This window comes from Acidisoma sp. PAMC 29798 (assembly GCF_030252425.1).
GTDB classification, from domain to species: domain Bacteria; phylum Pseudomonadota; class Alphaproteobacteria; order Acetobacterales; family Acetobacteraceae; genus Acidisoma; species Acidisoma cladoniae.
Genome location: NZ_CP126994.1, coordinates 657,008 through 675,844, shown reverse-complemented (window position 1 = coordinate 675,844; position 18,837 = coordinate 657,008). Strand labels below are relative to the sequence as shown.

Here is an 18,837-nt window from a genome sequence, read left to right as displayed (position 1 = left end):
CCCGTCGTCACGGTAGACTGTTGGAGGAGGCTACTGCGGCGGCGGCGGGTTCATGTGTTGGTCATGGACATGGTGGTGATGGCGCGGCGGGGGCGGCGGCATGAAGTGATGATGGTGGTGGTGCATCGGCGCGCCCGGCGGAGGCGGCGGCTGCTGCGCGAAGGCGGCTGGCATCAAGGGGACCAGCAGAACGCTGCCGAGCAGCGTCGTCCGTAAAAAGTTCTTCATCACTCACTCCATGTCTTGCCCCGTCGCTGGGGTTGCCCTCCATAGACGCTAGCAGGGTGGCACACCAAGCGCCGAAGCATGGCCCCGCCAAGGCAGCGTGTAACGAAGTGTTTGTTCGGCTGTCCCTCGACACAAGGCCGAGCCGCTGTTCCAAGGAAGCGGTGAGTGTTCTTCAGAGGTCGCCGCAGCATGACCGGAATCGCCACGCCTGACGATCGTCAGCCAAACCCACGACCGACGGCAGCCCACCCCGAGCCTCCGGGCATCGGCGTCACCACCGCCCTCGCCGCTCTGGGAATTGTCTTCGGCGACCTCGGCACCAGTCCGCTCTATACCTATCAAACCATCGTCGAGGACATCGGCGGTCATCCCTCGGCCGCCAATGCGCTCGGGCTGCTGTCCCTCGTCGTCTGGACGCTGATCGTCACCATCTCGGTCAAATACTGCGGCCTCGTGATGCGGGCAGACAATCATGGCGAGGGCGGCATCCTCGCCCTCATGTCCCTCGTCACCAAACGCGGCGCGGACCACAGCCGTCGCGGCGCCGCCGTGCTGATCGCCATGGGCCTTTTCGGCGCTGCGTTGATTTATGGAGACGGCATCATCACGCCCGCCATTTCCGTGCTCAGCGCGTTGGAGGGCGTCAACGTCGCCACTGATGTCCTCAAGCCCTTTGTGATGCCGGCGGCGCTCGTCGTTCTGCTGGCGCTGTTCGCGGCACAGACCCGCGGCACTGCCAGCATCGGCCGGCTGTTCGGGCCGATCATGCTCATCTGGTTTCTGGTCATAGCGGCGCTCGGGCTCTTCGGTATCCTCAAACATCCTGCCGTGATCACCGCGCTCGATCCCCGGCACGGCATCACGTTTTTGGCGCATCATGGCTGGCGCAGTTTCATCGTGCTTGGCGGCGTCTTTCTCGCCATCACAGGCGGGGAGGCGCTCTATGCCGATATGGGCAGCGTCGGCCGCGCCCCCATCCGGCTGTCCTGGTATTGCATCGTATTGCCGGCCCTCCTGTTGAGCTATGCCGGGCAGACCGCCCTACTGATCCAGTCGCCGGGCCTCACCAGCAACCCTTTCTTCAAGCTGGCGCCCGGCTGGGCCGTCATTCCATTGGTGGTGCTCGCGACGGTCGCCACCATCATCGCTAGCCAGGCCATCATCACCGGCGCCTTTTCCCTCACCCGACAGGCGATGCAACTCGGCTGGTTTCCAGGCCTGAACATTCGCCAAACCTCGGACCGCGAATACGGTCAGATCTACGTGCCCTTCGTGAATTGGACGATGATGATCGGCACCCTCGCCCTCACCTTCGGCTTTGGGAGTTCGGACCGGCTGGCGGGCGCCTATGGCACCGCCGTCTCGACCACAATGCTGCTCACGACGGCGCTGCTCTACAACGCCATGCGCGACCTCTGGCACTGGCCGAAACCCCTCGCGCTTTGTGTGAGTGGCGGGTTCCTGATCTTCGACCTCGCGTTTTTCGCGGCCAATCTACTCAAGCTGAAGGAGGGCGGCTGGCTGCCGCTTCTCCTTGGCATCTTCATTTTCCTGATCATGACGACCTGGCGACGGGGCGTCGATGCGGTGCGTGCCCGGCTCGCGGAGCATGAAATGCGCCCGGCGGATTTCCTCGCGAACCTCAAAGAGGGCAACATCCCGCGTGTCCACGGCGCCGCCGTGTTTCTCAGCCGCAGCGGTATCGACATTCCCCTCGTGCTGGTGCGCCACGTCGCGGAGATGAAGGCGCTGCAGGAAACGGTGGTGAGCCTCACGCTCGTCTTCGACGAAATTCCCCGCGTGGCGGACGAAGATCGCGCCCGCGTGGAACGCATCGCGGAAGGGCTGTGGCGAGTGACGGTGCGGTTCGGTTTCGTTGAGGTGCCAAGCCTGACGGTGGCCCTCGCTCGTGCGCAAGAACACGGTTGCCCGCTGAACCTTGACGAGGCGGTCTTCTTCGCCGCGCGGGATGAGGTCATCCGCAGCAAGACCCGCCCCCGGCTTGCAGGCTGGCGGCGTGTCATCTTCGCCTTCATGTATCGTAATGCGGTGCGGACGCCGGATCGCTTCGATCTGCCTGCCGACCGGTTCCTGGAGGTCGGTCGGCAAGTGGAACTGTAACGCCCATAAAAAAGCCGGCGGAAGGTTTCCCCACCGCCGGCTTTTCTGTTTTGCGACGCGTTAGGCGCTCTTGGCCATGATCTCGTCGGCCACATTGCGCGGCACGGGATCGTAGTGATGGAACTGCATGGTGAAGGACGCGCGGCCCTTCGTCATGCTGCGCAGGTGGGAGATATAGCCGAACATCTCCTTCAGCGGCACATGGGCGCGCACGATAACCGTGGACCCCGAGCTTTCCTGGTTCTGGATCATGCCGCGGCGCCGATTGAGATCGCCCACGACGTCACCAACGTGGTCGTTGGGGGTCGTGACCTCCACGTCCATGATCGGTTCCAGAATGATCGGGCCGGCCTTCTTCATGCCATCGCGGAAGCAGGCCTTGGCGGCGATTTCGAAGGCGAGCGCCGACGAATCGACGTCATGGTACTTGCCGTCGATCAGGGTGTATTTGAAGTCGACGGTCTGGAAGCCCGCGAGCACGCCGGTATCGGCCTGGACGCGAATGCCCTTTTCTACGGCCGGAATGTATTCCCGGGGGACAGTGCCGCCAACGACCTTGTTTTCGAAGACCACGCCCGTGTTCCGCTCCAGCGGCTCGAAGGTGATCTTGACCTCGGCATATTGGCCCGAACCGCCCGACTGCTTCTTGTGGGTATAGGTCTCGGTGTGCGACTTGGAGATCGTCTCGCGATACGCGACCTGCGGGGCGCCGATATTGGCGTCCACGCCATATTCACGCTTCAGACGGTCGATGATGATTTCCAGATGCAGCTCGCCCATTCCGGAGAGAATGGTCTGGCCGGTCTCCTGGTCCGTCTTGAGGCGCAGCGACGGGTCTTCGCCGGCGAGCTTCTGCAGGCCGAGGGTCATCTTCTCGACGCCCTCCTTGGTCTTCGGCTCGACGGAGATATCGATCACGGGCACCGGGAAGGCCATGCGCTCCAGCACCACCGGATCATCGGAGGAGGCGAGCGTGTCGCCCGTACCTGTATCCTTGAGGCCGACGAAGGCCGCGATGTCACCGGCTGACACTTCCTTGATCTCGGCGCGCTTGTCGGCATGCATCTGGAACATACGGCCGATCCGCTCGCGATGGTCCTTGGTCGTGTTCATGACCGTGTCGCCGGACTTCAGGGTGCCCGAATAGACGCGAACGAAGGTCAGCGTGCCGTATTTGTCGTTGATGATCTTGAAGGCGAGGCCGGCGAAGGGCGCATCGGGGTTCGCCGGGATGACGCGGCGGGCGGCCGCGAGCTCGGGGGTGTCTTCGACGTCTTCATCGGCGGCGATCTTGATGCCCGGCACGTCGATCGGGGACGGCAGGTAGTCGAGAACGGCGTCGAGCAAGGGCTGCACGCCCTTGTTCTTGAAGGCCGTGCCGCACAGAACCGGTCGGAACGTACCATCGATGGCGCCGCGCTTTATGCAGCGCTTCAGGGTCTCGACCGAAACGTCGCCCTTTTCGAAATACTCTTCCATGGCCAGGTTATCGACCGAAACGGCCGTATCGAGCAGAAGCTGGCGGGCCTCGGCGGCCCGTTCAGCGAGATCCTCGGGAATCGGAGCATCATGGAAGGCCGCGCCAAGCTCGCCGCCTTCCCAGATGATGGCCTTCATCTCAATCAGATCGACGACGCCGATGAAAGTGTCCTCGATGCCGATCGGCAGCTGCAAGGGCAGTGCGACGATGTCGAGCTTTTCCTTCAGCGTATCAAAGGCGCGGTAGAAGTCGGCGCCCGTGCGGTCCAGCTTGTTGATGAAGATGATGCGCGGCACGTTATAGCGGTCGGCCAGGCGCCAATTGGTCTCGGACTGGGGCTGCACGCCCGCCACGCCCTCGATGATGAAGATAGCACCGTCCAGAACGCGCAGCGAACGGTTCACTTCGATGTTGAAATCGATATGGCCGGGCGTGTCGATGATGTTGATGCGGTGACCCTTCCACTCACAGGTCACGGCGGCGGAGGTGATGGTAATGCCGCGCTCACGCTCCTGATCCATGTAATCGGTCGTGGTATTGCCGTCATGGACCTCACCGATCCGGTGGGAGACGCCCGTGTAATAGAGGATACGCTCGGTGGTGGTGGTCTTGCCGGCGTCGATATGAGCGGTGATGCCGATGTTTCGGATCAGGCCAAGCGGCGGGGTGCTGGTCACAATTGCCTCCATGCAAGAAAAGCGCGGCAGGGGCAGTGGCCCCGCGCGCTCGGTCACGTCCCAGCCCATTGCCGGTGTTTTCGAGGGGCATCTTTTGCGCCAGCGACGGCGGTTTAGCAAGCGTTGGGCGTTGCGTGTCTGGGATGGCAGCTTGCCTGCGGGATCGATGCTAAATGCCACGCCTGCCTGCCATCAACGCGCGACCGATACGCCAGCTCAATTTGAGGCAAACCATCATCAGAACAAGTATAAACGAGGTTGGCCATAGTCAGGCGCAATTCTGCGGGCATCTGAAGCTGTCATCGCCCCAGTGAAACGGCGGCCGCTCAAGGTCATATCATCGATACCGGGATTCAAGATTAAGTTGCTGTAATCTGGAAACCGCCGGGATTACGGCGAACTGCTATCTATTCGTTAAGGATTTGCGGCTAAGCTCAAGGGTGAAAATCCCGGTATCCCGCAGTGCAAAAATCGGGTAGGACCGGTCAACTAAGTTGCCATTCGCAGCGAGAGATTGACGTTATTGAATGTTTGGGGTCGTTCCTTTGACGGCTCGCCACATCGAGAGGATCGACCCGTGGAAGGTCTCAAGCGATAATGGATACAATGAACGAGTTTGATCCCTCGGCCTCCGGGCACATCAACGAGACATCGGTCAGCCGGGAACCCGGCCTTCATACCTGGCTTGTCGGCGCGCTGGCGATCGCCCGCTATCACGGCATCGATCTCGATCCCACGACCTTCCGCATTGATCCCACCACGCCCGTGCCGTCACCGGCCGCGCTGGTCGAATGGCTTCGGGAGCAGGGGCTTTGGGCCAAGGCCATCCGCATGAAATGGCAGCAGCTCATGCGGCTGGAATCGGCTGGCCCGGTCATGCTCCTCATGAAGGATGGCGGCGCCGTCCTGATGGTCGAGGTTGATCCGGCCCGAAATCTGGTCTTCGTCAAAGAGCCTACCATGAGTGGGGGCGGTGTCTCTGTTCCCGTGGATGAGTTGCGGCTGTCCCAGGTCTGGGAAGGCGAAGTGCTTCTTATTCGCCCTCAACGGGGTGACAACGACCAGGACGTTCCGCTGAGCTTCGGCTTTCTCACGAAGCTTGTTATGGCGGAGAGACATCTTCTGCGCAGCATTGCCTTCGCCTCCCTGATCATCACCATCCTGACGATCGCGCCTATTCTGGTCGTCTATTCTGCGATCCAGCGCATCATCGAATATCACAGCATGAGCACCCTGACGCTCGTGTGTATTATCATGCTGGTGGTTGTGCTGTTCGATGCCTTGATCGAGCATGCGCGCGGCAATTTGCTGCAGGTCGTATCGACCCGGATCGATGCAAAGATTCAGCTTTTCGTCTTCAAGCGGCTGGTGTCCCTGCCCCTCGACTATTTCGAGCGCACGCAGCTCGGCATCATCGGCAGCGCCATCGGCAAGATCAATACGATCCGCGAATTCATCACCGGCCGGCTGCTGACGACATTCATTGACGGCATTATGCTGGCGATCTTGCTCCCGCTGCTCTTCTTCATGAATGCGACGCTGGCCTGGACGATCGTCGCGGCGGCAGGCCTGATCATGCTGATCATCGCCTGCTTCCTGCGCCCCCTGCGGGAACTGACCGGCAAGGTGGCGGGCGCGGAATCGCGTAAATTCTCTGTCTTGATCGAAACCCTTCACGGCATCAAAACCGTCAAGTCACTGGCCCTCGAATCGGTGCGCTACAGCCAGTGGGACGAGAATGTGGCGCAAGCCGGCGATCTCCGCCTCAAGGCCGGCCGGCTCGCACTTTGGCCGCAGACCCTGACCATTCCGTTGCAGCGCTACTGCCAATATGGCGTCATGCTGTTGGGGGCTTATATGGCCATGGTCTCCAAGAACGAGGCCGAAATCGGCTCCCTGATGGCCTTCTCGATGCTGTCGATGCGGGTGGCCTCGCCCTTGGTAAGTTTTGCCAAGCTGATGCAGGATTTCGAGGATGTCCGCGCCACGATGGGCGAAGTGCAGGCCGTGATCAACACGCCGCCTGAAATCCGTGGCATCGACCGTGGCTTGCGGCCGAACTTTGCCGGCGCGATCGAGTTCGACAGCGTCTTCTTTACCTATAATGGCTCCGTTCGCCCGGCCTTGGATGACGTCAACTTCTCGGTCCCGGCTGGCACCATGCTTGGCCTTGTGGGCCGAAGCGGGTCGGGCAAGTCCACGATCACGCGCCTGCTACAAGGCATCAGCCGTGACTATATGGGCTTCGTGAAAATCGATGGCGTGGAACTTCGCTCCATCAATCTGCGCCATCTGCGTCGCAATTTCGGCGTCGTGCTGCAGGAAAACTTCCTGTTTCGTGGGTCGATCCGGGACAATATCATCGGTGGCCGCGCTGGACTGACGATGGAAGACGTTGTCCGGGCTGCGCGTTTGGCCGGTGCGGAAGAGTTCATCGAACGCATGCCGGCGGGCTATGACACCTTCATCCAGGAAGGTTCGCCTAACCTGTCCGGTGGTCAGAGGCAGCGGCTGGCGATTGCCCGCGCTGTCATCACCGACCCTCGCCTGATGATCCTCGACGAGGCGACGAGCGCACTCGATCCGGAAAGCGAGGCCTTGGTCAACGCCAACCTCAAGCGCATCGGCGCGGGGCGGACGATGGTGATCGTGTCTCATCGCTTGTCTTCGCTCGTCGATTGCAACGCCATCATCGTGATGGATCGTGGCACCGTACTCGACGTCGGCACCCATGCCGAACTCGTAGAGCGTTGCCCCGTCTACCGCATGCTGTGGCTGCAGCAGAACCGCCACATTACGGACAACCAGGGAAACCCGCGCCATGGCTCGCCGACTCCTGTCCTCGCCCAAGGCGATTGATCCCCAGGGCGATGCCCTGGCGATTCTCGAATTTCAGTCGCCGACCGCGGCGCTCATTGCGACGCCTGTCCCGCAGTCCGCACGCTACGTGACGCTGATGGTGGGCGTAGGCGTGGCCGCCTGCATCGTCGCCGGTTGCGTTATCAAGACGGACAAGGTTGTCACGGGCGAAGGCAAACTTGTGTCCACCGTTCCGACGACGCTGGTGCAACCGCTCGAGACGTCAATCGTGCGCAATATCTATGTGCACGCGGGTCAGGTGGTTCATAAAGGGGATCTGCTGGCTGAGTTGGACCCGACCTTCACTGCGGCCGACCTGAAAGCCGATCAGGAACAGGTCGACAGTTTTTCCGCGCAGGTCGAACGGCTCAATGCTCAGCTGGCAAACCGGCCCTATGTCCCCAGCGTCATTAATGGCCAGTCGGCAATGCAACTCGCCAGCTACAACCAATTGCAGTCCCAGTATCACGCGGGTGTCCAAAACTTCGACCAGCAGATCGCGAGTCTTCAGGCGACCTATCAACAGGCTGTCGGGGATGTTCAGCAATATTCGCAGCGGCTCGCTCTAGCGGCGAATGTCGAGGCGATGAGAAGCCAATTGCAGCAGATGCAGGTCGGCAGCCGGCTCGACTCCCTCGCGGCCGCCGATACCCGATTGAGCATCGCCGGAAATCTGGCCGACGCCAATGCCCAGGCTCGCAAGGCCCAGGGTGATATCGCCTCGATTGAAGCGCAGCGTGAGGCTTTCATTCAGCAGTGGTTCTCCAACCTCTCCCAGCAGCTTCAGGTCGCCGGAAATTCGCTCGCAACCGCGCAGCAGAGCCTGACCAAGGACACCAAAATTCATCAGCTGGTCGATATACGCGCAGATAGGGATGCCGTGGTGCTGACCCTTGCGCATGTATCCGTGGGTTCGGTTCTGCAGAGTGGGCAGCAGTTTATCAGCCTGACACCGCTCAATGCGCCGCTGCAGGTTGACGCAAACCTCGATGGCAGCGTGTCAGGGTTTGTGGCACCCGGCAATCCCGTGGATATCAAACTCTCATCTCTGCCTTTTACAATGTATGGCGACTTGAAGGGTAAGGTCACGTCGATCAGTGCCGATTCGTTTGACCCAGCGGATGTCGGGTCTGGCGCCGTATCGGACGTCAATGGCACCGCACCCACAAGCCTCTTCTATCGTGCCCATATCGAAATTGACGGAAACGAGTTGCACAACCTGCCGCCTGGCTTTGTTCTGACGCCGGGCATGCCGGTCGACGCCGACGTGAAGATCGGTAAGCGGACGATTATGGAATACTTGGCCAAGCGCGTTCTTCCGGCCTTCACGACCGGAATGCGTGAGCCGAACTAAGGCTTCCCCATGCCACCGTCGGAGGGCGATATCGGCTTTCGCGGCTCCCTGAAGGCGGTGCGGCGCGAAGGTGGTAAAGCCAACGACTGTCCTGGCAGGGCGCCGTGTGACATATCTGCGGGGTTCGCCCGTTGCAAAGTACTGACAGACTGAGAGCCGTCATCGGCCCGTTAACGTGATCACAGGGCCTGTGAGGTGACGCGAAAAGGACGAAGATCTTGGCTTTCGGCTGGCTGACATCGCGCAAAGACACCAAACTTCTGCAGCGCGGAGAAGCGCTTATTGAGGCAGGCGAAGGCGCCGAAGGGTTTAAGCTGGTCGCGCGCGCCGCCCAAACCAAGCTTCCGGCCGCGGAATATCGTGTCGGCCTCTGTTACCTGCAGGGAAAAGGCGTCCCCCCAAGCCGGACCGAAGGCCGGCGCTGGCTGGAGCTCTCCGCCAGCCAGGGCTTCGCCGAAGCGCAAGCCGCCCTGGCGACCTTACTGGTCACAGGACAAGCGGAAGATGCGCCAGCCGGTCGCCGGTCCGGTATGTTTAGCGAGGAGCGCGCCGCCCAACCCGACTTCATCACCGCCGAGCGCTGGGCCCGTCGTGCGGCCGAAGGCGGATCGGCCGATGGGCAGGCGCTCCTGGGCTATATTCTGAGTGTCGGCCCCGAGGCGATCCAAAACCTCGAAGAGGCCGAAACTTGGTATAAGCGGTGCGCGGAAAGCGGCAGCGCGCAGGGCAAGCTCGGCCTCGGCCTTTCTCTTCTGCGCCGTGGCGGTGGGGATGACGCTCTGCAATCCCAAGGCGTGGCCTCGATTGTCGCTGCGGCGGCGCCCGAGTTCGACCTGCCTATGGCGCAATACCTCCACGGGGTCTTGCTCGAACACGGCGTCGGGCTTGCAAAGGATATGTCGTCCGCCATCAAGCTCTACGAAAAAGCGGCCAACCGGGGCCTCCGTTCCGCGATGTCGCGCTACGGCCTCGCCTTGATGGAAGGGCGCGGCCACAAGGCTGACAAGGTCACGGGGGAATCCTGGCTCCGGCGCGCGGCACTTGCCGGTGACCTCGAGGCGTCGGCCTTGGTCGGAGACCTCTATGCCAAGGGGGGCGATCTTCCGCCGAATTTCGCGGAAGCCGCCACATGGTTCCAGCGCGCGGCGGAAGGCGGTCACGCCATGGCCGCCCGTGCGCTTGGCATGCTCTACCTGACCGGCGCGGGCGTTGCCCGCAATGCCGAGGAGGCTGCGATCTGGTTCGACCGGGCCGCCGCCGCCGGCAATGTTCGGTCCCAGGTCGATCTGGCCAATCTGGTCTTGCAAGGCGATGTCCGCGACGCCGATCCCGATCGGATGCGGTCTTGGTTCGAACAGGCGGCCGAAAGCGGCGACCTGATGGCCGCGTTCAATTTCAGTGTCTGCCTGTCCCGTGGCTTCGGTATCGAACCAGACCCCGAGCGCGCGGCCTTCTGGATGCACCGTGCCGCCGATGGCATCGTCAATGCGCAGTATCACTACGGCCGGATGCTCGCAGACGGCACCGGTATCCCCGTGGACATGGTTGCCGCACGGATATGGTTCACCAAGGCGGCCGACCATGGCATGGCCGATGCCCAGGTTGCTCTCGCCGAAATGATGGTCAACGGTCGCGGCGGGGCGCGCGATCATCACGAAGCGGCACGCCTTTTCGCGAAAGCCGCAGCATCCGGTCATGGCGGCGCCATGTTCGGGCTCGGTGCCCTGTATGGCGGCGGTCACGACGTACAGACCGATCGCGCGCTTGCCATGCATTGGTTTCGCGAAGCCGCCGACCGCAGCCATCCGCAGGCGCAGTTGATGCTGGCCCGCTACTTGGCGCTGGGAATTGCCGGGCCCGCCAACCTGGAGGAGGCGCGGGTCTGGTTCAAGCGCGCTCAGGACAATGGCATTGCGGAAGCCGCGGTTGAGATGCGTCGGTACGATGCAGCGGCCACGGCGCCCGCAACCTCGACGCCGATCGAATTGACCGAGTCTCTGGAAATCCATCCGCCGCCTCAGACCACCGCGAGCCTGCAGCTCATCAATCGCTAAGGATGCGCCGCAAGATTCCGGTCGCACCCAGGCTGCTCTGACAGAATGCCGAAAGCGCCTTCTGGTTCCGACAGCGACCATCGACCCCCTGATGCGATGTGGCTTCTGGCCGATGATGATCGCCCGGCGTTGCAGGCGCTCGACCTCGGCCTGGCGGCGTGGCGGAAGGGTCATGCGGCACTCAATGACGGGGATCTTGTCGCCGCGCGCAATTGGGCGGAGCGGGCTGTCCGGCTTGGACCGGATGATACTCAGGTCAGCTTTCTGCTCGGTCTCGTTCTCCTGAGGCAGCGAGATCGGAAAGCCTACCCGCTCTTCATCGACCTGCTGCTGCGGTCCGATACGCTTCCGGTCCATAGCGGCCTCATCGCCGCGGCCGGGCTAACGGGCATGCCCACCCTGCTCCGCGATGCCGTCGGCGCGACCTTGTCTCGCTTTGTCGCGCCAAAAGACGCTGCCTTCGCGTCAAGCGCGCGCCAGGCCGCGACCCAAGCCGGTCTTCCGGGGTGGTGTGCCGTCGATAGCGACGGCATCCTGACGCTGGTTGGACATCAGACAGTGGCGCTCGCTTTCGATGATATCGCCACCACAGCGCGACGTCGGCCCGATGGTCGTCACCAATTGCCGCGCGGCTGGCGAACCGCCCGCAGCCTGTCGGTGATGGCCGATGGCATGCATTTTCTCGGCAGCCCGATCGATCTGACCCGCCGGCGTGAGGTCGAAGGGTTCGTCGAAGTGGTTGATGGTGACCTTCGCGGCTGGGCCTGGCGCCCAGCCGACCCGAGCACTGCCGCGCCGCTTACTGTGGAGACGGCGGTGGAAACGGGAAGCAGTCGCTTCCCCGTCCTCACCATCGAACCGGACGGCGGCGCTAGCTATCCCAATATGGATGGCCTGACACGACCCCGCGCTTTCACGGTTTCCCGCGCGCAACTCGGCGAGCGCGCAGGACTGCTCCACCTTCGCGATGCCTGGGGCCGCGACCTGACCGGCAGCCCGCTCGATCCCAGGCAATGGACCGCGACGGCGGTCGGCGTCAGCCGCATGATGGCGGTGGAAACCGCCCGCGACGGCGAGGCGCCTGCGCGACGGCGCGCACCCCCCCTCCTGCCGCCCCGCCCGACAATGCCCATTTGGGCAGATGTGCCCATGCCGACCCTGGTGCCAAGGCCCGGCCGTTTAGGGCGCCGCCTTCTGCCGGCCGTCGTTATCCCGGTCTATCGCGGGTATGACACCACCTTGCTCTGTCTGACGCGACTGCTGGAGACGGTACCTCAGGGCACGCCGCTGATCGTGGTCGACGACAATTCGCCGGAACCTGCGCTGGCCGCCGCGTTGGATGATCTCGCCCGCGCCAAGCACATCCGGCTGATCCGCAATCCGCGCAATCTTGGCTTTCCAGCCAGCGCCAATATCGGCATGCGCGCGGCGGGGCTTCGCGATGTCCTGCTGCTGAACAGCGATGCTCTGGTGCCCGCCGGTGTCATCGAACGTCTGGCGGCGGCGGCACGGTCAGCCCCCGACATCGGCACGGTGGCACCGCTGTCCAACGACGCGACGATCCTCAGCTATCCGCGCGTCAACGCGGCGCAACCTGCCCCCGATCTTCGCACGATCGATCGCCTCGACCGGCTGGCCGCGCGGGTGAACGGCGGCGCGGTGGTGGATATCCCGACGAGCGTCGGATTCTGCATGTACATCCGCCGCGATTGCCTGAGCGATACCGGCGCCTTTCGGGAGGATGTTTTCGCGCAAGGCTATGGCGAGGAGAACGATTTCTGCCTGCGCGCGCGCCACCTCGGTTGGCGTCATGTCGCGGCACCGGGAATCTTCGTGGGCCATGTCGGTGGCCATTCCTTCCGCGCTGCCCGCGCGCATCTCCTGCGGCGCAATCTGGGCATCCTCGAACGTTTGCATCCGGGCTACGGCGCGCTCATTTCAGCCTATGTCGCGCGGGACCCGCTGGCCCTCGCACGTCTCCGCCTGGATATCGCGCGGTGGCACGCCCGCCCCAAAACACCGATCGTCATTCTGATCACCCATGCCGAGGGCGGTGGTGTCGAGCGTCAGATCAAGACGCGCTGTCGCGATCTTGGGGAGGCTGGGTTCAGACCCGTCATCCTGAGACCGGACGGGGACGGCGCCTGCCGTCTGGAGCCTGGCCTCGCCACAGGAGATCTCTGGCGCGACGACTATCCGAACCTGCGCTTCTCGATCCCCGACGACATCGGCAGCCTCGCGGCACTCCTGCGCCGCGATCATCCCGACCACATTGAACTGCATCATCAGCTCGGTCACAGGCACAGCCTTCTTGATCTTGCGCCGCGCCTCGGCATTCCGATGGACGTCTACGTTCATGATTACGCCAGCATCTGCCCCCGCGTGACATTGGTCACCGTATCGAAAAGATATTGTGGGGAGCCGGATCACACGGTCTGCGACGCCTGCGTCGCCGATCTCGGGAGCCGCCTGCGCGAAGATATCGCCGTCTTGGCGCTGCGCCAGCGAACCGCGATCGATTTCTCGGCGGCCCGGCGCGTCGTTGTCCCCTCTGCGGAGGTCGCCACGCGCCTGCGCCGCTACCTGCCCACCCTGCAGGCAGAGGTCGTGCCCTGGGGGGACGACACGCGGTGGCCCAAGGTCTCCCGCCCCCGTGACACGGCGCGGCCCGCCATGGGCCGGCGCCGCGTGGCGATCATCGGCGCCATCGGCGTCGAAAAAGGTTATGAGATCATCCTTGGCTGCGCCCGTGACGCTGCATTGCGCGATCTCCCTCTGGAGTTCGTCATTGTCGGCTACACCCGTGACGACCATCGCCTTGTCGAGACAGGGCGCGTCTTCGTCACCTATCGTTTCGCCCAAAATCGGGCGGTCGAGGAGATTGCGGCGCAGAATGCCGATATGGCCTTCATCCCCTCAATCTGGCCTGAAACATGGTGCTTTGCCCTGAGCGATGCCTGGGCCGCCGGCCTGCGCGTGGCCGTGTTCGATATCGGGACCCAGGCGGAACGCGTGCGGGCCACTGGCAAGGGCTGGGTCCTGCCCCTGGCTCTTTCGGCGGCCGGCATCAACAATGCCCTGCTCGCCGTCCCGGACATCACGCATCGAGCACCGACATTATGATGGCGCGCTATGCGGTGCGGCATTGACGCGGGGCATTTCACACGGCTGTTATTACATCATTCCAGCCTGTGCGCGCGGCGCTCGCGTGTTTTCCAAAGACGATCAAAACGAGGCGCTTCATGTCCCAAGCTGAAAAACAATCCCCTCCCCAAACCGGCGACAGCCGGGTGGAGGAATTGCGGTCATCTGCCCATCTGATGATGCTTGAGACGGGGATCTATTGTCTCGTCAACGGATCGCCCTTGCCGACCGCCGGCCTTGCAGGCGTTCGGGTCTCCACGATCGATCCCACCGATAGCAATATCGCCATCACATCCTTTCGGTCCGATGGCTGGCTCAGCGGAACCGGAGATGCCGCGCTGATCCGGGTGATGAGCGGACCCGCCCAGGTGATGATCACGATTTACCAGTCAACGTCTGTGTCGGACGCTCCTCCCAAGATCCGCGTGCTGCGACTATCCGAGACGGCGCCCACTGCGGTGACGACCGCACCGGTGGCGGCAGTTGCCGGGGCCGCGCGCCGTCCCGTGATGATCCTCACGGAGCCGCATGACGTGGTCGCCCATGTTCAAAGCACGGGCGATGTCGGCATTGCCTTTGGTGATTGGGCGGGCAGGCCGGGCAGCCAATTTGCAATCGAAGGCTTCAGCCTGCGCGCCCCTGCGGACCTTGCCCCGAGCGACCTGACCTATCAGGCGGTCCTCGGGCGCGGCTGGCTATCCCCCTGGTCGGAATCGGGACAGTTCTGCGGCAGCCGTGGCATGGCCTTGCCGCTGCTCGGCCTGAAGGTGAAGCTGAGCGAGGCGGCGGCCAAGCGCTATACCCTGACCTATGAAGCGAGCTTTGTGGACGGGTCGCAGATCGGCCCAGTGGGCAGCGAGGAGAGCTGCGAGACCGAAGGTCTGTCCCCGCTCGAAGCGATGCGCGTGACGCTCGTTCCGAAAACCACCAAATCGGCGAAGCTTGAAAACGTGCCTGTCGCGAAGGCCCCGGCCCCAGCGCCGGTCAAGGCCGTGCCGAAAGTCCCCGCCGCGCCACCCAAGCCCATCGCCAAGGCGAGCCCGATGGCAGCGCCCGCGAAGTCGAAGCCGATCCCACGGAAACGCTGACCGACCGCGCCTGACCACGGCCGCGTGCCGGCATTGCCAGCGCGGCGCGGCGCGGGCTATGTCGGCAGGCGGCCGTGCTCCTTTTCAGGGACAGGAGCGGCCCTCCATTGATCTCCCGGCCGCCTCTACCGCCTCGGTCCAAGCCGATTGTCCACGGGTAAAGCATCCTTGCGCTTCCTCATCGTCCACCAGAATTTTCCCGGCCAATATCACCATCTCGTCCGTCATCTGGTGGCACACCAGCATGAGGTCGTTTTCCTCAGCGAACCCAATGCCAATCAGGTGCCCAACGTCCGCAAGATTTCCTATTTTTCTCCGCGTGCCTCAGATGAGCGCATCCACAGACACGCGCGGGAATTCGAAATCGCGATCCGGCGCGCCGAAGCAGCGGCCACGGCCGTACGACAGATCAAGGCCCTCGGCTTCAGCCCCGATATCATCATCGGCCATCACGGATGGGGGGAATTGCTGAACCTGAAGGACGTCTTTCCCGCAGCGCCGATGCTGGGCTATTTCGAGTTCTTCTACAAAACCAAGGGACAGGACGTCGATTTCGACCCGGAATTTCCGACCAAAGACGAAGACTATCCAGGCGTGCGATCGAAAAACGCCGTCAATCTCCTGGCGCTGACCCTACCTGGCAGTCACGGACAAACGCCGACGCTCTGGCAGAAGAGCACCTATCCGCTGTGGGCGCAGGAGGGAATCACCCTTTTGCGGGAAGGCGTCGATATTACGGCCTGTCATCCGCCGGCGCCGCGCGCGAGCCGGTCTTACACCCTGCCCAATGGCTTCCGCATCGAGTCGAAGCACAAGATGGTCACGTATATGGCGCGCAACCTGGAGCCGTATCGCGGCTTTCACGTGTTCATGCGCGCCCTGCCCGCCATGCAAGCGGAGCGGCCGGATCTCCATGTCACGATCGTCGGCAACGAAAACGTCGGCTATGGGGCCATGCCACCGGATGGATCGAGCTGGCGCACCACCATCATGCGCGAGATGGAGGGCAAGCTAGACCTCGATCGCATCCATTTCCTCGGCCATGTCTCCTACGACACGCATCTGGGGATTCTGCGGCGGTCGGACGCGCATGTGTATCTGACATATCCGTTCGTCGCCTCCTGGTCTCTGCGGGAGGCGATCGCGTCAGGCTGCGCCATTGTCGGCAGCGATACCCCGCCGGTCCGGGAATTCATCACGGATGAAGAAACCGGCTTGCTGGTGCCCTTCGCGGACCCCGATGCTTTAGCCGGTGCTCTGCTGCGCCTTCTGGAGGATGACGTGCTCAATCGCCGGCTGCGGGCGAATGCGCGCCGTTATGCCGAGGCCAGCTTGGACCTCGACGTCTATTTGCGGGAATACGATCAATTGATCGAGCGGCTGACACATCAGCCGCTGGTCCATGCGAAGCCCAAGACGGTCGAGGTCCTTGGACCTCGCAAACGGGCTCTCAAGACGCGGTAGCAAAGCGGCCTCCGCGCAAACGGAGGCCGTTCCGTCGGAGGCCGAAACTACTTGATTTTCGCTTCGCGGAACTCGACGTGCTTGCGCACGACGGGGTCATACTTCTTCATCGCGAGCTTGCCCGTCTGGGCACGCGTATTCTTTTTGGTCACATAGAAATAGCCCGTCTCCGCCGAGGAAATGAGCTTGATCTGCACCGTGTTCGACTTGGCCATAGGTCCACTTTCCGCCGCTGCCGAAGACCTCTGCCGCCGCGCGTCTGCGGCCCAGGGAACTCCGGGATCGAATTCATTATGACAAGCGCCGCACATGGCGCATCGGGCGCCGTCCGGTCAAGCCCATTGCATGCAGATGTGACCCTTACTCGCCCGAAAGCTCGCGCCGCCGGCGGTCAAGCTCTTCGGTATAGCGGCGCAGGGTATGCTGCTCGGTCAGAATCCCGACCACCCGCTTGGTATCCATACTATCGACCACCGCCAGCGCGTCGCTTTCCGACTCCTCGAACATGGCGACCGCCGTCTTGACCGTCATTTGCGGCATCAGAACGGTATCCGCGAAATGCAGGATTTCGCCCACGTTCTCCACCACAAGGTCGGGGCTGAAGGCCTCGGCGGTCTGCACGATGCCGGCATAGCGGCCGGTATCGTCGATTACGACGACGCGGTGTGTCGATCCCAGTGGAAAGTCCCGCCGGAAGGACTCCAGGCTGGTGGTGGTGCGGATCGTGCGCACATCGCGCCGCATCATGCGGCCGACGCTCAGGGTATTGACCCAGCCGATATCGACGGCGCTGCGGATAGCCTCACCGCGCAGATGGAAGCGCCAGGTCGCGAAGGAATAGCCGAAGGTCCGTCGCGCCGTCAGGGAGGAGACGATGACGGCCGCCAGCACAGCGACGGTCAGCGGGAAGCTCTGGGTGCTTTCCAGGGCCAGGAAGCACATCGTCAGTGGCCCGCCGATGACGGCCACGGCCATGGCGCTCATGCCGATCAGCCCATAGACGACGGCAGGCAGAACCGGGCCCACGGAGAGCATCGTTAGAATATCGGCAAACAGCTTCCCCACCAGGGAGCCGAGAAACAGGGAGGCGAAGAACAAGCCGCCCCGAAACCCCGACCCGATCGAGACGGCCGAGGCCAGTGATTTCAAGACCAGCGCCGTGCCGACCAGGATGAACGGGTAGTCGATCCCAAGGCCGTCCTGGAGGGCGCCATGGCCGGAGGACAGCACCATCGGCGTCACGAGCCCGCAGATACCCACGATAAGGCCGCCGACCATCGGTCTGGACCACACCGGCAGCGGGCTGCGGCGGAACCATTCCTCGGCGATCGTCACACCGCGCATGATGGCGATTCCGACCAAGGCGCAGATGATGCCGAGGGCGAGAATCGGGATGAATTGCACGACCGGAATGTCGGAGGGCAGGTTAAGGTTGAAGCCACCGACGCCGCCCATCACGCCACGCTCGACATAGACAGCCGTCAGCGATGCCACCACGACCGGCGCCAGGTTGCCGATCGTATAGGTGCCGATCACGAGTTCGATGCCATAGAAGGCGCCGGCGAGTGGCGCATTGAAGGCGGCGCCGATGGCCCCGGCCGCGCCGCAGCCCACCATCAACCGCAGGTCGTTGCGGCGCAGGCGGAAACTGCGCCCGATGGCAGAGGCGATGGCGGAGCCCATTTGCGTATAGCCGGCTTCGAGTCCCACCGATGCGCCAACCCCGCAGGAGGCCAGGGTCTGCAGGCATACGATCACACTGTCGGTGATGGACATACGGCCGCCGTACAGCGCATTCGCCTCGATCGGATCGACGGCGCGGCGCGGTCGCCAGCGGGCCAGAGCGAGGCCTGCGAGTCCCAGAAGCAGGCCGCCCAGCGCCGGCACCAGAAGCAGGCGCGGGATTGCCACTTCGGAGGAGGAAGACAGCCGCGTGCCTACGGGCAGATCGAACAGCGTCTCATGCATGTGCTGAATGGTTGCATTCATCAGAACGACGATGATGCCGGCGCAAACGCCGACTGCAGCCGCCAGGACCGTCAGCCAAATTTCATCCGCCCGAACCAATGCGCGCAGCGTTTGCGGCGCATGCACAACCCAGTCGCCGATGGCCTGGCTTCTGGTTCGGCTACCCGACAAGGTGCGGCTGGACATGGCCAGGCTTCCCAATGACCCGCCGCGGCGGACCATCAAACCTAATTCAGGCGCAATTCAGATCGGGGGGCTCACGGCGATCACCCAACCATCGCGCTCGTCGATGGCATATCGCGCACCGCGCCTCTTTAGCCCAGATCTATGTGGAAAGAATAAGATGCTCGCGCTGTTCAAAAGACAAAAAAATCCCGGCCATGCATGGGCTGCAATGGCC

Annotated in this window: 11 protein-coding genes; 7 read left to right on the top strand and 4 right to left on the bottom strand. The window is 63.0% G+C overall.

The genetic code is table 11. From position 1 onward, the window contains the following. Positions 1-30: 30 nt before the first annotated feature. Positions 31-228 (bottom strand): hypothetical protein, encoded by a 198-nt coding sequence (locus QP803_RS03295; protein WP_284946249.1) that lies wholly within the window; start codon positions 226-228, stop codon positions 31-33. 189 nt (positions 229-417) lie between these two features. On the opposite strand from QP803_RS03295, the gene QP803_RS03290 reads away from it, so the two are divergent. Continuing rightward, the gene (locus QP803_RS03290; RefSeq protein WP_350356060.1) at positions 418-2,349 is read left to right on the top strand and encodes a potassium transporter Kup; all 1,932 of its coding nucleotides are present in this window, start codon (positions 418-420) and stop codon (positions 2,347-2,349) included. 60 nt (positions 2,350-2,409) lie between these two features. On the opposite strand, the gene fusA is transcribed toward QP803_RS03290, so the two are convergent. Next, positions 2,410-4,506, bottom strand: coding sequence for an elongation factor G (fusA, locus tag QP803_RS03285; RefSeq protein WP_434082882.1), 2,097 nt, complete (start codon positions 4,504-4,506; stop codon positions 2,410-2,412). 606 nt (positions 4,507-5,112) lie between these two features. Between fusA and QP803_RS03280 the strand changes: the two genes are divergently transcribed. From QP803_RS03280 to QP803_RS03255, 6 genes are all read left to right on the top strand, one after another. Continuing rightward, positions 5,113-7,365 (top strand): peptidase domain-containing ABC transporter, encoded by a 2,253-nt coding sequence (locus QP803_RS03280; RefSeq protein WP_284946248.1) that lies wholly within the window; start codon positions 5,113-5,115, stop codon positions 7,363-7,365. An 88-nt stretch (positions 7,366-7,453) separates the two neighbouring features. Further along, complete coding sequence (locus QP803_RS03275) at positions 7,454-8,719, top strand: HlyD family type I secretion periplasmic adaptor subunit (protein WP_284946247.1); 1,266 nt, start codon at positions 7,454-7,456, stop codon at positions 8,717-8,719. A gap of 218 nt (positions 8,720-8,937) precedes the next feature. Then, complete coding sequence (locus QP803_RS03270; RefSeq protein ID WP_284946246.1) at positions 8,938-10,773, top strand: tetratricopeptide repeat protein; 1,836 nt, start codon at positions 8,938-8,940, stop codon at positions 10,771-10,773. A 45-nt stretch (positions 10,774-10,818) separates the two neighbouring features. Next, positions 10,819-13,896 (top strand): glycosyltransferase, encoded by a 3,078-nt coding sequence (locus QP803_RS03265; RefSeq protein ID WP_284946245.1) that lies wholly within the window; start codon positions 10,819-10,821, stop codon positions 13,894-13,896. A 119-nt stretch (positions 13,897-14,015) separates the two neighbouring features. Further along, on the top strand, positions 14,016-15,005 hold the full coding sequence (locus QP803_RS03260; RefSeq protein ID WP_284946244.1) for a hypothetical protein: 990 nt from the start codon (positions 14,016-14,018) through the stop codon (positions 15,003-15,005). 168 nt (positions 15,006-15,173) lie between these two features. Then, the gene (locus QP803_RS03255; RefSeq protein WP_284946243.1) at positions 15,174-16,469 is read left to right on the top strand and encodes a glycosyltransferase; all 1,296 of its coding nucleotides are present in this window, start codon (positions 15,174-15,176) and stop codon (positions 16,467-16,469) included. Positions 16,470-16,516: 47 nt separating this feature from the next. On the opposite strand, the gene rpmG is transcribed toward QP803_RS03255, so the two are convergent. Together rpmG and QP803_RS03245 are read right to left on the bottom strand one after the other, a co-directional pair. Continuing rightward, positions 16,517-16,684, bottom strand: coding sequence for a 50S ribosomal protein L33 (rpmG, locus tag QP803_RS03250; protein WP_284946242.1), 168 nt, complete (start codon positions 16,682-16,684; stop codon positions 16,517-16,519). Positions 16,685-16,829: 145 nt separating this feature from the next. Further along, on the bottom strand, positions 16,830-18,623 hold the full coding sequence (locus QP803_RS03245) for a chloride channel protein (protein WP_284946241.1): 1,794 nt from the start codon (positions 18,621-18,623) through the stop codon (positions 16,830-16,832). Between the last annotated feature and the right edge of the window lie 214 nt (positions 18,624-18,837).